This is a genomic window from Janthinobacterium sp. YR213 (assembly GCF_900099875.1).
Lineage (GTDB): Bacteria > Pseudomonadota > Gammaproteobacteria > Burkholderiales > Burkholderiaceae_D > Janthinobacterium > Janthinobacterium lividum.
The window spans coordinates 23,462-39,618 of sequence record NZ_FNDA01000008.1 but is presented as its reverse complement, the minus strand read 5'-3'; the positions used below and the strand labels follow the sequence as shown (position 1 = coordinate 39,618).

The following is a 16,157-nucleotide window of genomic DNA, read 5'->3' as shown; positions in this document are numbered from 1 at the left end:
GGCGACTGCCGAATGTCATCAAATGTTCATAAAACTCCGCTCAAGGCTGCAAACCGCGCCGCTCGCTCGGCGTGAGCGCCTGCAGCTGCGGCGCCGTCAACGGCCCCGCTCCCAGCACCTGCACCACGCCGGCCGGCTGGTAGGTCGATGCCTGCGGCTCTCCCCCCTTGAGCTTGCCAACACCGGCTTCATCCGCCTGTTCATTGCCAAAGCCCAGCACCTTCACCGTGAACAGCGATGGCTGCGCCCGGCGCGTGGCGGCCCGTTCGCGCTGCAACACCTCCTGCGCCGCCGTCACGGCTTGCGAGGCGGCCGCGCTGGCATTGCTCAGCGCGCCCACGTTCACGGCGGCGATGGCCGGCATGCCCGTCGACTTGCCCTGCACCTGGATGTTTTCCGCATTCACCACCTGCAAGGCCGCCAGGTTGACGTTGCCCGAGACGCGGATGCCCGCCTCGCCCGCGTCGATGGTGCCCAGCGGGGCGATCAGGTCGATGTCGCCAGGCGGCACCTCCGGGATCGGGTTCAGGGTGGCGATACCGGCGCCCGTGTTCGGCGTGGTCGGCGACAGGCTCACCATGCCGATGTCGTCGTAGACCCGGCGCTGCGGCGTAAACACCACGGTGGACTTGGAGCCGCGGCCGGCATTGATGTCGCCCTGCGCCGACCAGGCCAGGATATTGCCGCCGAAGGTGGTGAAGATGCGGCTCTGGCCCAGCAGGATGCTGTCGCGCGCATAGATCTGGATTTCACCGGCGCCCTGCGTCAGCACGCCCGAGCCTTCGCCCGGTACGAAGCCGCCATCGACGCCCACCAGGGTGCGCCCGCCCGGCGTCAGGATGTCGATGTTGCCGCCGAAATCAGTGTGGATGCCGGCATCCTGCAAGTCGAACACGGGGGCGTGGGTATCGCCCCCCAGCACATATTGCTGGCGCGTCAGGTAATTGACGCCCTTGCGCGGCCGCCTGGTGCTGCTGCCTGAGGCGCCGTCCAGATAGTAGGTGGCGCCACTGAACATGGTCAGGTCGCCCGCATAGGTCACGGGCTTGCCCTGCGCATCCTTGGTCGGGAACAGCGTGGCGATGGCTTCGCGGCCGCGCAGGTAGCTGCCTTCGCGCACGCCGCCGACAGCCGTGTACTCGCGCCCGCCTGCCTTGAGTTCGGCGAAATACACGTTGCGCAGGAAGACACGCTGCTGCTCGGCCGGCAAGGCCGCGAAAAACTTGCGCGCGTCCATGCTGCCGGCATCGAAGGTCAGCCCGGCGCCATTGCGCTGTCCGGCGCCGTAGCGGGTTTCCAGCCAGTTGACCAGGTGCAGTTGGCTCGACAGGCCATATTCGCGCTGCAGGTCGCGCCTGCTGCCGCCGGTGCTGGCCTGGAGAGTCTTGTCGAGCTCGCTTTGGCGCGCTGCCAGGAAGGCGGCCGCGCCCGCCGCGTCGCCGCTATAGCCGAATTCCGCGCGCAACCAGTCTGCCAGGCCCAGGCGGCCGCCATACACGGCCACCGCCTTGCCCGGCTGGTCGGCCAGCGACTTGCCTGGATCGATCAGGTTGGCAGCGTCGAGATAGCGCGCGGCAAAGGCGTCGTAGTTGGGACCATGCGCCCCGACCCCGGCCGCCACCGCGATGCTGGCGCCGCTGCTGCGGTCGCCGGATGTGCGATTCGTCACCGCGCCGATACTCTTCAGCTCGGCCTTGTCCGCCATGTCGATATCGCGCCCGGCCGTCACTTCCAGCGTGCCCGGACCGCCCACGTAGAACGTGCCGTAGCGAATGTCGCGGCCGGCACGCACGACCGACACCTCGTCTGGATTGTTGTGCAGTATCAGATTGCCGCGCGCCGAACCGACAAAGTTTTCCGTCGGCCGCAGCGGCAGCGACGGGTTGGCGTACGCTATCTCCGAAGTCCAGCCCAGCAGTCCCTGTGGCGTCGCTTCGACCAGTCCCAGCGCCGTGCCGGAGTTGACGATATCGCGTCCGGCCCGGATATCGACCGGACCGGCGCCCTCGTACCAGGTGCTGTGGCTGGCCGCATTGCCGCCGCCGCGCGTGATGATGGAACCGGTGCGCAGGCCGATGATGTCGCCCGCCAGCGCGTAATAGCGCGCCGGCAACTGATCCTGCACCGCATAGCCCGAGGCGGTGGGCGGCGTCAGCGTGAACAGCGGATAACGCTGCGGTGAAGCGCCCGCTTCGCGCGACGCGAACAGCACGCTGGGCGCCTGTGCCTCCTGGTTGACGTTATGCGTGTACGTGTCGCCATACACGGTCAGGCCACTCACTCCCGCGAAACCGGGATTGAACGGGCTCGGCAGCGCGGTCGGATCGGCGCCCGACGCCGTCACCGAATAAGCACCCGCGTAGATCGAATCGGCGGCCAGCAATTCCAGCTGCCCCGGCGTGCGGCGGGTGAAATGCGCATCGACCGGCGATGGTGCCAGCAGCAGGCCGGTGGCCGGCCGCGCCGGCGCATTGGTGCCGGTGTCGGTATCCCTCGCCCCTTGGGCGGAGTTGCCGACATACAGGCTGCCGCTGGCGGCCACGGCGCGCAATTGCGACGGCATCACGAAACGCCCGCCGCTGGAAGCCTGGTTGCCGCTGGCGCGGTCGTCGCTCCAGGCCGTGGACGGCGTCAGGTTGCCGCCCGCGCTGAACAGGTCGATAGCGGTCGACGGCGTCCACAGCGAGAACCAGCTGTAGCCCTCCCCGTCTTGCGCCACGCCCTTCGCGGTGAACGGTGTGCCGTTGTTGAGCTGGGTGACGCGGCCGGCGTCGCCCACGCCGCCCAGCACCAGGTCGCCGCGCGCATCGATGCGCACGCCGGAGTCGCCCGGCACCACCACCGGCCCGCCGCCCGCGATGGACGAGGTGGCGGTGTAGACCTGATAGGCGCGCGACTCCTGGCTGTCGCCCATGTCGAAGCGCAGCTCGATGCCGCCCACCGATCCCGCCTCCATGCGCAAGGCGCCGCGCAGGTTGACGAAGGTGCTATTGAGGTCGCCACGCGTGCCGGAAAAACGGGTATCCGGCGTGATCTCGCCTATCGTGTCGGCAAACGAGCGCACTTCGGCCACCGGATTGAGGCCGCCGCCAATGCGCACGTCGAGATCGCCACCGCCGGTCAGCGTGAGCGCGGAACCGTCGGCCGATACCCGGCCGGTGCTGGCCACCGCCAGGTTCAAGCCCTGGCTGCGCATGGCGAATTTGCCGCCTTGGTCGGTACGCGGCGACAGCATGCCGGCGGCCTTGCCCGCCTCGAATACGAGGTTGCCGCCGCCCAGGGTGCCGATGCCGGTAAAGCCGGTCATCACGGGCTGGGTCTCGTACAGGTAGTTCGTGCCGAGACCGCCGGCCACATAACTGCCAAAGTTGATCCACCAGGCGGTGGGCACGCCCTCGCCCTGGGCAACCGCGCTGCCGGTGCCCTGGCGCCACAGCCAGGTGCCGACGGCGCTGCTGTCCTGCTGCGGACGCAAATAGCCCACGTCGTCGGGGCGACGCTCCGTGCTGTAGCCGCCACCCACCAGGTCGCCGGTGACATCGCCCTGGGCGCGCACCAGCACGTTGCCGCCATGCTCGGGATACCAGGCCTGGTACAGGCTTTGCGCGCCACCGTCCACATAAGGCTTGAAGGCGTCGCCATCGGCGCCGAGAATGGAACCCTTGCGATCCGCCGCGCGCGGCAGGCGGTAAGCCGCCGCCACGTTGGCCGCCTGGGTACCGGCCGTATACACGCCATACGGCGAACTCTGGTTGAAGTTGCCGCCGGCCAGGAGATCGAGGTCGCCCGTGCCGGTACGCAGCACGCTGAACAACTGTTGCCGCGCAGGCTTGGGCACCATCGGGAAGCTGGCACCTTCGGGCAGCCACGTCACCAGGTCGCCCACGCCCCACTGGTTGTACGCCAGCAGCTCCTCCACGCTGGAAAAGTCGGCGAGATTGATCAGCGTGCCGGCGGGACTGCCAACATACAGTTCCGAGTCGCCCATCCAATAGAAATTGCCCGCCACGCCCTCGATCGGCGGCGCCGCCACGCTCGGCAGGCTGAGCCCCAGGACCGCGCCGTAGTGGTGGTCGGTCAGCAGCAGACTGCGGTTGTCGCCCACGGAGCGCAGCGCGCGGCTATCGGCCGCCTGCATGTCGGCACCGGCCACCAGGCGCATCGACCACGACTGCGAACCGCTGGCCAGCATCGGCGCCAGCGCCCAGTTGCGGCCCTGGTTGCCGTCGGCATCGCCCGGACGCAGGGCCACCGAGTCCGCGCCGCCAGGCAGCCGCACCCAGGTTTCGCTCGGCACCAGCGCGCCCTTGCGCAGCTGCAGTTCGCCGGCCAGCACCACGCCATTGGCGGGCGTATCGGGGAAGCCGTCGCCATCGTAGTCGGGGCTCGGCGTATCCCTGACGGCGCCCACCGGGAACGGCAGCGGCACGCCGCCGGGCCAGGTCATGGCCGCCACGGACATCCCCACGGGCAGGCGGGTGCCGGCATCGAGCCGCGTGCCGCTACCCAGCGTGACGGCCTTCGCCAGCACGGTGCCGGCCGCATACACGATATCGCCGGCGGCATTGCGCACGGCGCCGCCCAGCACCGTACCGGCCGGCAATTCCACCTCGGCCGTCAGGGTGGCTTGCGATGGCAGCGCCGTGCCGGCCCGCAAGCTCATGGCTTTCATCGGCAGGTCGTAGTTCAAGGTGCGGCCGGGCTGGAAGAAGGTATCGTCGGCCAGCGTGACCAGCTGGCCATGCGGCACGATGACGTCGGCGCCGAACGGCACCCGGCCCTTGGCCAGCATCCAGCCCTTGTCGTCCGGCGTGACCGGCAAGGCCTTGCCATCGAAGCCGTCATTGATGCTGCCGAAGACGTTCAGGTTGCCGCCGGCGCGCAGCACCAGCGCACCCGCTTCGCCGGAGCCGGCCACGCCGGTCTTCTGCGTGTGCGGATTGACGCTGGCGTAGCGGTGGCCCGACAGGTCGATGTCGCCATCGACGTGCAGGTCGCCGTCCGGCGTGGCGCTGAGGATGGCCACGCCCGGACGCAGGTGGAAGGCATCCTTGTAGTTGCGCAAGCCGGACAGGCGGCCATTCATCAGCCCGTCGTTGGCCAGGGCGCCCGTCATGAAAGCCACGCTATCGTCGTGCTTGCGGTCCAGGTAGGCCTGGTCGATGACCTGGTAAGGACGGCCGTCGGCCGTCGTTTCCGTGCCCGGACGGGCATCCGTATACGACCAGAAACCGTTGACCGTGATGGCGCGGGCGCCGTCGATGGCCAGCGGACCGGCCGCATCGATGGCGACGTCGTTGCCGGTGGCGCCACCGAGGCGCCGGGCGCTCAGCTCCAGCGTGCCCAGCGAAGCGATGCGGTCGGCCTTGCCGGCAGTGCCGGCGCGCAAGTCCATGCGCGCGCCCGTATCGAGCACCAGCCGGCCGCTGCCGGCATCGATGTCGATCACGGCGCGGTTGGGCGCCTCGATCACCTGGCCGTAGCTGTCGACCCGCAGCACGCTGCCATGGGCGTCGAGCAGCGCGCCGCCAGCCACGCTGACGCCGTCGCGCGCTGCCAGGCGGATGCTGCCCACCTGCTCGCCGCTGGCGTCGACTGTGCCGTTGACGGCCAGACGGCCGCCATCCACCGATACCGTGATTTCACGCGCCTTCAATTCATTCTCCAGCACCAGGTCGCCCTGCTTGAGCTGGAAGCTGCGGCTGCCGAACACGCCGCCCTTGGTCAGGCGCTGGTTCAGTCCCTTGAAATCCTCGATATGCTGGCCGCGCACGTCGAGGCCGCCCGCCGCGAACGGCACGTCGGTGCCGCCCGCGTCGTAGTGGCCGCTGCTGCCGCCGGTGATGCTGCCCAGCAGCGCCACGCTGCCCGCCTGCGCATCGAGCGCGCTGGCGGTGAGCTTGCCGGCGCGGTTGGAAACGGCCGAGAAATCGATGCTGGAAGCGGCCGCCTGGCGCACGTCGCCGTGGCGGCTGTCGAGCACCACGTCGCCGCCCCAGCTGTACTTGGCCACGCCGTTGAAATCGATCTTGCGGCCCGCCAGGTCCAGCCTGGCACCGTCACCCAGCACGACGTCTTGCTCGGCGGACACGCTGAGCTTGCCGCTTGGCAGCAGCACGGCCGTGTCGAGCGTCACGCTGCGCCCGTCCAGTGCCACTTCGGCGCCCAGTGCGCCGGCCAGGGCGGCCGCGCCCGGGGCCGTTGCGGCCGCTCCGGATGGCTTGGCGACATGGATGTCGCCGCCCGCCTTGATCTTGTTGACGGAGCCGGCGGCGCCGGTGAGCAGCGCCGTGTTCAGCGCCAGGTTGCCGCCGCTGCGCAGATAGCCCTTGCTGGCCGTATCCCAGCCGCTTTGCGACTGGTACACCGACAACGATCCCGTATGATTGGCGGTGATGCGCTCGCTGGCGTTGATGGCCACATCGGCAAAGCCGAGGATCAGGCGGTCCATGCTGTGGATGGTGTCGGGCCGGCTGTTCGGGCCATAGCCGAACTCGACTTGGCGGGCGTCGACCTGCAAGCGCCCGCTGCCGCTGCCGGCGCCGCCGGCGGCGACCAGGCCGGGCGCGGTCGTGGCGCCGTTCCACACCAGAACATCGGTCTTGATGCGCGCCACGGCGTCGCTGCCGCCCGCGCCGTAGATCGCCGGGGTGCTGATCACCAGCCGCTCCAGCGACGATTTTCCCGTGCTCGCGTTGATGGTCGACAATTCGACGTTGTCGTAGAAATTGATGGCGTCGCGCGCCGTCAGCGCCAGGCTTTCCAGCGCCGGCGCACCCACGCCGGCGTCGCCGCGCAGCAGGCGGTCGAGGATGCCCTGGTTCAGGGTCAGTCCGGCCGGCAATGCGTCGCGCGCGGCCATGGCGTCCAGCGACGCTGCGCTGCCCACATTGATGCCGCCCACGGCCAGCACCAGGTTGCGGGTGCCATAGGTGGTGGCGTCGCGCAGGTTGAAGCTCTGGTCGGTGGCGGCGACAATGCTGCCTTCCGAATACAGCGGCGTGCTGCCGCTGCACACGGCGCCCGCCGCGCAGGCGCCGATGTCGATGCGGCCCGGTCCGGATCGCGGATCGGTACTCACGCCGGGCGCCAGCATGTCCAGCCGGCCATTCGACACGGCCAGCACGCTGGACTTGCCCGGCGCATACACGTAGCCGTTGCCCGAATCCCAGGCGGCGGCGCCACGGCCCAGGGTATTGATGCCGCCACCCTGCTCGATGACGATGCCGCCTGCCTTGCTATTGGTCACCAGGAACACTTCGCCAGCCTTGAGCACGGCGCCGTCGCGCACCACGATGTTATCGACGCCGCCCTGGAACTGGGCGATATTCGCTTGCTGGTTGCCGTTGCTGCTGGTGCTGTAGTTGACGGTAGGCAAACCGCCGATGCCCAGGCGCGGGGCGCCGATGGCGTTCAGGGCGTCGACCCGCACGGCCATGCCCTTGAAGTCGACGGTGGGCGCACCGGCGCCGCCGATAATTTCGTAGTTCTTGCCAGCACCGCCCAGCAGCAGCGCGCTGCCGCCGAAACCGTCCTTGCCTGGCGTGTAGTTGGTCGTGCCGGCAAAACGCAGCGCATCGTCGGTGCTGGCCTTGGACTGCACCAGTTCGATGTGCAGCGCCTTGGCGTCGCGTTCGAGCAGCGGCCGCGGCACGCCGTCGCGCACCGCCTGCGCCAGCGCGAATGCGCCGTAGCTCGTTTCATTGTATTGCGAATAGCTGCGCAGCACGTCGGCCGGCGTCAGCACCGCCTGCGATGGCAGCACCGTGCGCCGGTCGGTATTGCTGGTGCCCAGCTGCACGGCGGTAGCAAACGAGCCGTTGCGCATGGCCGTGGCCGACCCGACAGGCAAGCCGCCGGCGGCCAGGCCGTTCAGCTCCACCCGGAACGCGCCGGGCAGCAGCGCAAAGCTCGACGGCAGCAAGGTATAGGTGCCGGCGGCCAGGCCGGGCACGCCGGCGCCGATGGTAATCTGGCGTCCCAGCGCCGGATCGCCGGCGCCATTCTCGGCCACGATGGGCGCATAGCCCGCCTGCGCGCCCGGAACGATGGCGTAGACGGGATTGGTGGCCAGGCCCGGCAGCACGAAACCACCTTTGCCGGACGTCTGCACCAGCGGGTTGAGGCGGGCGTCGGTCGAGCCGCCGCGTCCGGCCAGGAAGGCCGCGCCGGTCAGGGTACCACCGCCTGACAGGTCGAGCACGGCGCCAGCGCGCACATCGACGTGTTCGCCGGTGAGCACGACGGCCGGGTCATTGCCCACGCCCTTGTATGCGACGTCGACGCCGTCCATCATATAGCTCAGGCCATCGAGCGAGCCGCCGTACGGCATCACCAGGCCGCTGGCGCTGACCGACGTCACGCTGCCAGGCAGCAGATTGGTGTGGCCCGTCACTGCGCCATTCGTATTCTGGCCCAGCGTGATTTTGCCCAGCGGCGCGCGCACCACGCCCCCCTGGTTCACCGTGCCGGCACTCAGCTCAAGCGAGCCGAACACCGAGTAGGGCAGGGCCGGCAACGGCGCGGCAGGGTCGCCGCTGCGCTCGATGGTCAGCTTGCGGGCCGGGTCGAACTCGGTCGCCAATTGCCCGAATTCGTTGATCACGTTGCGTTTGCCCACCTCCACCTTGCCGGTGGCGCCGCTCACCGGATAGATTTGCGCGCCCGCCAGGGTCAGATTGCCGGGCGTGTACAGCGCGGCCGCCGTGCGCATGCGGATATCGCCGCTTGAGCGCAGCGCCAGCTCGCCAAAGGCATCGCGCTTGACTTCCAGGTCGGCGGCGGCGTTTTGCACGATCACACCGTTGCTGCCGACATTGACGGTATTGGCGAGGTCGATCAGCGCGGCATGCAGCGTCAGGCTGGCGTGGTCGTCCACGTTGGGCACGCCCAGTTTGCCGCTGCCGATGCCGCCATTGCCGGAGCCGCGCACCGGGTTCGGCATCAGGTGGTCGTCGCTCTGGCTGCGGCTGGTGCCGGCCAGACGGATGTAGGGCGCCGCCAGCTTGACTTGCGCGGTGGTGGCGGCGTCGGCATGCTCGGCCAGGGCCAATGCGCTGGCGGTCAGGCGCAGGCTCTGGCCCAGCGACAGGTCGAGGTTGCCGTCAAAACTGATCAAGCCATTCGACAGCAGGGCCAGATGGTCGAAGCCGCCGGCGGCCACGCGGTCCGCACCCAGCCGGGCCACGCCGTAGCGCAGCGCCGGATCGCTGTCGCCGACCTGCAGGTCGGCGGCCAGGCCACTGTCGCCCTGCAGGCGCGACAGCACCAGCTCGCGCGGCACGCGCACCGCGTCTTCCACGCCCAGACCCTTCAAGTCGAGCTTGCCGACGATGCCGTAGTTCGGGGCTTCCAGGTTGAGCGCCAGCGTGCCGCCGGCCGCGCCGGCGCCACCGGCTGCCGCATGCAGGCTGCCGTCGAGCAACAAGCCGCGGTAGGAACTGAGCGCGATGCTGCCGCCGTCACCGGCCACCTGCACGCTGCCCTGGCCGGGCAGGTCGAGCCGGGCGGCGGCGCCGGACGCTTCCAGGCGTGCGCCGGGGCGCACGATGACAAAGGCGTCGGCCGCCTCGACCTGGGTGGCGTCGAGATTGTGCTTTGCACCGATCTCGATGGTGCCGCCGGCGCCCACATGGCCATACACGCCGCCCTGGGCGTCGGTGGCGGTGGCCGCGCGTCCGGCCACGTCGAGTACCGCGCGCTCGCCGATCCAGATCGACTGGGCATTGGCGCTGCCGTCTGGACGGTTGATCTCGCTACCGGTGACGAGCGTGCCCGGCAACACGGAAATGCGGCCGCCTGCCGCGCTCAGCGTGCCTTCCACGGTGATCTGGCCGTTGCCGGTCAGGCTGATGCTCTTGCCGTCATCCACGCGCAGCGTGGCGCCCTGGTCCACCACCAGCGGCGCCTTGGCGTTGCGGGTGCCGGCCGACAGCGCGATATCGGCGCCGGCCCGTTGCTTGAGCACGCCTTTCACGGCATTTTCCTGCCACAGCGGCGCCAGCCACGGTTGCAGGACGGCGGCTGGATCGACGCCGGTAGGCAATTGGCCCGCCAGCGCCAGGTCGGCCCGCAGCAAGGGGATGCTGACGTCGATGGTGGCGTCCTGCGCCACTTGCACGCCTTGCTGGCCATTGATGTTGTAGTGCGCAAAGCCGCGCTGGAACAGGTCATTGTCCAGCACCAGCAGCGGCTTGACCGCCAGGTCCGTCGGCGCACGGTTGCCGGCCAGCAAGCGATCGCCCGCCTGCAAGGTCACATCAAACGTGAACGCCGTACCGGCGGCCACCCTGGCGTTGAAAGCGGGCACCGGCATGCCGTTCGGGAAGGCGTCGGCCGGCACCAGGTAGCCGGAACCGAGCTTGCCGCGCACGCCCGTGAGCGTGACGCCGGCCGGCACGGTCATGCCACTGGTGTAGACGATGCCATTGCTGCCGGTGACGAAGATGAATTCATAGCTGATCGAGGCGGGCGGCACCACCCAGGCGGCCGGCAGGGTGTAGGGGCGCGCCGCGCTAAAGTCCGGCAAGTCCAGCAGCGGCTGGCCGGGATGGACCTTCGTGCTGATATAGCTGAAGTCGGTATCGAGCACGGTGCCGGCCTTGATGGTGAAGGCTGCTGCCAAGGTCAGGTGCACGGGGACGGACTGGCCTGCAGGCAACACACCATTGCCGGCCAGCGCGCCGCCGCCCAGCACCACGCCGGTGCCGCTGTCGATGGTCAGCGTGCCGCCGCCGTTGACGCCGTAGCCGCGCAGTTCGCCATCGAGCACCAGCGCCTCCGACTTGACGCCGTTGAGATCATTCTGATTCGCGCGCAAGCTGATGTCGCCGCCGCGCCCGCCCTTCAGCTTGCCGTCGGCCAGCACGGCCGCCCCCGAGGACGTGTCGATCGCGCTGCCGGCCGCCAGGTTGACGGTACCGCTGCTGACCAGCGCCACCGCGCCGCCGTTGACATACGGCAGGCCGGACGTGTTGCCCGGATCCAGCTTGAGCTGGCTCCACAGGCCGCGCGTGTCGAGCGTCACGCCGGCCGTCACATCGATGCCCACCTTTGCTCCGGCCGCTGGCGTGGCGACCGTTGTATCGACCCAGTTGCTGGTGCCATTGGACAGCTTGCTGACGATGTCGCCCAGCGCAATGCTGCCGCCGCGCGCCGTCAGGCCGGCATTGACCTTGACCTGGGGCGCATGCAGCGCGATTTCGCCGCCAGGCGTGACTTGCACCGCGGCGTCGACCTCGATGGCGCTGCCGGCGTAGGCCTTGATGCCGCCCAGGTGTTGCGCGTTGAGCCAGCCGGCGTCCAGGTAGGTCTTGCCGACCAGGTTTTCGGGCAGCGCGTCTTCGCGCAGGAGATTGCCGGCGCTGGCGCCGCCGGTGCCGATATGGATGGCCTGCAGCAGCGCCGCGGGATTGTCGCGCAGCTGCGCGCTGGCGGCGTCGTACACGGGCGCCAGCTGGCCCAGCACCAGCTGGCCGTTGCGGGCGGCGGCCAGTTGCGACTGGCGGTAGCCATCGAGGGTGGCGTCGCGCACATCCTGCTGGCGCTCGCCCTGGAATACGCCCGATTCGATCGCGCCTTCCAGCACGGCCGATGTGGTTCCCACCACCACGCGGCCCGCGTCACGGCCCACGGTATAGCCGTTTTCCAGCCGTTGCTGGGCGCCGATCAGGGGATTGGCGAAATTTTCCGTCGTTTCCGCGCCCCAGCGCTGGTGGTGCGCGGCGTAGCCTTGGTACACGCCCGTATACAGCACGTCGCCGGGCGCGGTCGACAGCCTGTACAGCTGGCCATCCTTGCCGCTGAGCCAGCTCTGGCGAATCATGCCCGTCTGGACGTCAAAAGTGCCGCCGGACACGTTGAGCAGAGAGCCGGCCTGGGTCACCAGTTCGCCGCCCTGGAAAGCCACCGTGCCGCCCTGCGCCGCCCATTCGCCGATGCCGTGGCCGCTGGTGTTCAGATAACCGCTCACTTCGAGCAAGCCACCGCCCGTGTACCAGCGGTCGGTCGGATAGCCATTCGTGCCTGCCGCCACCCGCACCAGGTCGCGCCGGTCGACCCACAGGTCGGTGCTGTTGAGGGCCTTGCTGTCGCGGTTGCCGGGCGCGTCGCGCTGCTCGTTGCCCTGTGCATTGATCAGCACGTTGTTCGAAGCCATCGCCACGTTGACGCCCACGGCGCCGGAGACGTCGATGCTGGCGCCGCGCGCCACTTGCGTGCGGCGCGTGGCCAGCGCATTCACCTGGCCGCCGGTGGCCAGCGTCAGCGAACCGGTATCGAAGGCGATATCGCCGCTGGAGGCAATCTGTATCAGCGACAGGTCGCGGCGGTTGTAGGCGCCGTCGCTGGGCAGCGCCGAATCCTTGATGAGCGCGTCGCGCTGCACGTCCAGCGCGGTGGCGCCGCTGTCGTCGAGCAGCACCGTGGTGAGGCTGTCCGGCGCCAGGGTGACGAGGCCTTCGCTGCCGTCGGCCTTCAGGTGCACGGTGCCGCGTGTCGTCACGCTGGTGCTGCTGAGCAGCACGCCGGCCTGCTTCACGTCGCGGCCCGTCAGGGTGACGTCGCCGGTAAGCGCCTGCACCAGGCCGCTATTCGTCACCTTGCCGGCGCCGCTTTGCGCATTGAACTTGACGTCGACCTCGTTGCCACGCGTGCTCGAAGTCTGGTTGGCATCCGTCCCCAGCCCCTTGCGGATGACGAAGCTGTCGCCGGCGGCCAGCGTCACCTGACCGTTCGGCGCGGACAGGCTGCCGCCGTTATGCACTTCGCGCCCGGCCAGCAGCACATAGCCGCCGCCTTCCGTCACCGTCTGCGGCTTGCGCGTGCTGATCTGCGCGCCGGCCTGCACCACCACGTCGGCCGTGGCGTTGGCGTGCGTGGCCACGCTGCCGTTGAGCACCAGGTCGTTGGCCAGCGTGGGCTTGAAGCCCGAGCCCAGCGTTTCGCTGTAGATGCCCTTGCGGAATTGGCTGTCGCTCATGCCCACGGCGGCGGCCACCAGGCTGCGCGTGTCGACCTGGCTGCTGCCCGTAAACACGATGCCATTGCGGTTGACCAGCATTACCGTGCCATCAGCCTTGATCTGGCCGCGGATCTGGCTGGGACGGGCCAGCGGATCGTTGACGCGGTTGAGTACGGACCAGTTCGCCAACTGGTCAAATTGCAGGGTGGTATTCTGGCCGATATTGAACGTTTCCCAGTTCAGGATCGCCTTGTCGGCCGTCTGCTTGACGGTCACCACGGTCTTGCCGTCGGCCTGCGCCTGCACGGGGCCATTCGCGTTGAACCAGCCCGCCGTCAGGCTGTTGCTGTCGACCTTCAAGCCGCCTTCGGCCAAGCCTTCCGGCACCTTCGAGCCGGCGGCAATGGCAGCCTGGCGCGCCGCCTGCTGGGCCGCCTGCTGCACGGCGATGGCGCGTGCGGCCAGTTGCAGATTGTTCAGCGAACTTTGCAGCTGGGCATTGGCTTTTTGCTGCTGCGCCTGCTTATTGTCCGTCCCGATGATGGCCTGGCCATTCGGCAAGCGTCCCGTGGCGGCGGCCGTGCCCTGCTGCGCACCCTTGCCGGCAAACCAGGCACCGCTGAATGGCTGCTGCGCCTGCGCGCCGCCCGCCTGCAGCAGCACGGCGATGGCCAGCGCCAGCGGTTTCAATCGCACCGGGCGACCAATCCGGTTGCCCGCCATGGCGGAGGAGGATGCGTGTTTCGTGACCGACTTGCTTCGCTGCATGGCGACATTCCCTTTTCATGTTCCGTTGCTGACCGATATCGCGAGGCGGCGCGCGGCACGCACGGGGCGGGCGGCAGGCACTGATTCGCGGCTTCCAGCAGCATTGACAGGGAACAAGGTCCGGGACTGCAAAAGGTCATGAAAATGTCATAATTGGCGAGATGCCATCGGCCTGCATCGCTAGCCAAACAGCACGATGCCGCCCGGCAGCCGCGTCACGCGCGCGCCATACGCATCCTGGATCAGGGCGATCACATCATCGAGGCGGTCGAGTGAAAAGCTCGCTTGCACGCGCGTGTGTTTCAAGGCCTCGCCATTGAGGATCAGCTTGCCGGGACGGTAGCGGTTCACCTCGTCCACCACCTCGGCCAGCGTGCTTTGTTTAAATACCAGCAGGCGCTGGCGCCACGCGCTGACATCGCTCTTCGCCACCGCGCGCGCGATGCCGAAATGCTCGGGCCGATAACGCAGCTGCTGGCCCGCCGCCAGTTCCGCATCGTTGCCGGCCTGCGCCACGCGCAGGCGGCCCGCCAGGCAGGTCACGCACACTTCCTGGCCGAACAGGCGGATATTGAAGCGCGCGCTGCCGGCCGACACCGTGCCGTCGCCCGCCTGCACGCGCACCCTCGCCGCGCCGCGCAAGCCGGCCTGGAATTCCGCCTCGCCCGCCAGCAGCACCAGCGACGCGGCGCCATCCTGCAGCGGCGCCGCGTCGAGGCGCGTCTGCGTATTCATCTGCACCAGCACACCGCCATCGAGCGCCACTTCGCGCTGCTCGCCCGTGCCGGTGGCGTAGTCGGCAGCGAGGCCCGCCACGGCCGGCCACAGGTCCATCGGTGGCCTCAGCACCAGCAAGCCCAGCGAGGCAGCGACGGCGCCACCGAGCCAGGCGCGCCGCGCCACGTTCACGGGCGCCTGCGCCCGCTTGACGGCGCGCGCGGCCGGCGCCATGGCGCCCCACACGGCGCGCGCCTCGGCAAACGCGTTGGCATGCTTGCGGCTGCGCGCGCACCAGTGGCGAAACACTTGCGCGTCGCGCTCGCTGACCTGGCCCGAGGCCAGGCGCACCACCCACGCCTGCGCTTCCTGTTCGATGACACCCATGTCGTCTTCCGCTTGTTCAGTCATGATGTTTAGACGTTTTTCCCGCCCCGGGACCGAAGCGCTGGATGAAATCGCGTCCCATGCGTTCGCAGCAATGTTCGAGTCCGGCGCGCAATTCCTTCTCCACCGTGCGGGCGGAAATGCCGAAGCGCTCGGCGATGTCACGGTGCGGCAACTGGTCGACGCGGGCGGCGATGACGATGGCGCGCCGGCGTTTCGGCAACTCCTGCAAGGCCCGTTCCAGTTCTTCCAGCTCGGCGCGCGCGCTGAAGGAGCGGGCCGGGTCGGCCAATTCATCGGCCATCTCGTACAGATCGTCGATATCCGGCAGGCTGAGCAGGCGCGCATTGTCGCGGCGTTGATCTTCCGCAATGTTGATGGCGATGCGCATCAGGTAGGCGGACGGGTAGCTGATCGCCTCGGGCGCGTTCATCCGTTCCACCCGCAGATACGTTTCATGCAGCGCGTCATTGGCCAGGTCTTCCGAGCCCAGGCGGCGTTGCAAATGGCGGCGAAACTGTCCGTAGCGTTCCAGGAACAGCTTGCGCAAGGTGGCTTTCAGCAAGTCCGGCATGGTCAGGACACCCCAGACAGGAGGTAGGGCGCGCAATCGGCGCCTGGGTCGGGCCGCGGCGTCAGTAAAATCGTCAGCGGCTGCGGCAAGCCCGCCGGTGGCGCGCCATCGATCAGCAGGCTGCGCAGGCGCTGCAGCACGGCGCGGTCGCGCTGTTCCACGCCACTCGGTTCCAGCACATGCACGGCGCGCACCTTGCCCCGCTCGTCGAGCCACAGCTGGAAAGCCAGGCGGTAGCGGCCAAACGCGTCCGGATGCAAACGGCACAGGGCCCGCGTGAGCGAACGCTGCAGAACGGCCGCATAGCCTTGCAACGGTGGCGCGGCGGGAACGGCCTCGGCCGGCACGGGCGCCGGCGCCACGGGGGCGTCCGCCAGCGCCAGCAAGGTAAACGCGTTGCTGCCGCTGAAGCGCGCGCCCAGCTGCGTGCCGGCCAGCAGGCGCTGCAGCGCTTCGGCCGGCGTGTAGTCGCCGCGCACGGCCGCTGCCACGCGACCGGCCGCCAGCTGGCTGCTGACGAGCACGGAATACCCGGTCACTTCGCCAAACGCCACCAGCGCCGCATCGAGCGGCTGGGCGGGCAGGTCGAAGTGCAGGGTAGCGTGCGCGGCGGCATCAGCACCGTCCGCACCCGCAGCCGGTCGCACGAATGTCATGAATGTCATGAATGTCATCAGCAAGCAGGCGGACAGGGCATTGCCCTTTGCGGCGCGGCGGTGGGTTTGTGTCATTTTCCAGGGAAATCAACGA

4 protein-coding genes are annotated in these 16,157 nt (G+C 69.0%); all 4 read right to left on the bottom strand.

Features of this window, described 5'->3' with window-relative positions; all coding sequences use genetic code 11:
* Positions 1–40 precede the first annotated feature (40 nt).
* The 4 genes from BLT98_RS26650 to BLT98_RS26635 all read right to left on the bottom strand — a co-directional run bounded on the left by BLT98_RS26650 (position 41) and on the right by BLT98_RS26635 (position 16,072).
* The gene (locus tag BLT98_RS26650; protein WP_092613150.1) at positions 41–13,729 is read right to left on the bottom strand and encodes a filamentous haemagglutinin family protein; all 13,689 of its coding nucleotides are present in this window, start codon (positions 13,727–13,729) and stop codon (positions 41–43) included.
* Positions 13,730–13,909: 180 nt separating this feature from the next.
* The gene (locus BLT98_RS26645; protein WP_092613147.1) at positions 13,910–14,857 is read right to left on the bottom strand and encodes a FecR family protein; all 948 of its coding nucleotides are present in this window, start codon (positions 14,855–14,857) and stop codon (positions 13,910–13,912) included.
* The gene (locus BLT98_RS26640) at positions 14,850–15,443 is read right to left on the bottom strand and encodes an RNA polymerase sigma factor (RefSeq protein WP_244517726.1); all 594 of its coding nucleotides are present in this window, start codon (positions 15,441–15,443) and stop codon (positions 14,850–14,852) included. The genes BLT98_RS26645 and BLT98_RS26640 overlap by 8 nt, the downstream gene beginning before the upstream one ends.
* The gene (locus BLT98_RS26635) at positions 15,410–16,072 is read right to left on the bottom strand and encodes a secretin and TonB N-terminal domain-containing protein (protein ID WP_170846509.1); all 663 of its coding nucleotides are present in this window, start codon (positions 16,070–16,072) and stop codon (positions 15,410–15,412) included. Before BLT98_RS26635 ends, BLT98_RS26640 begins: the two co-directional genes overlap by 34 nt.
* Between the last annotated feature and the right edge of the window lie 85 nt (positions 16,073–16,157).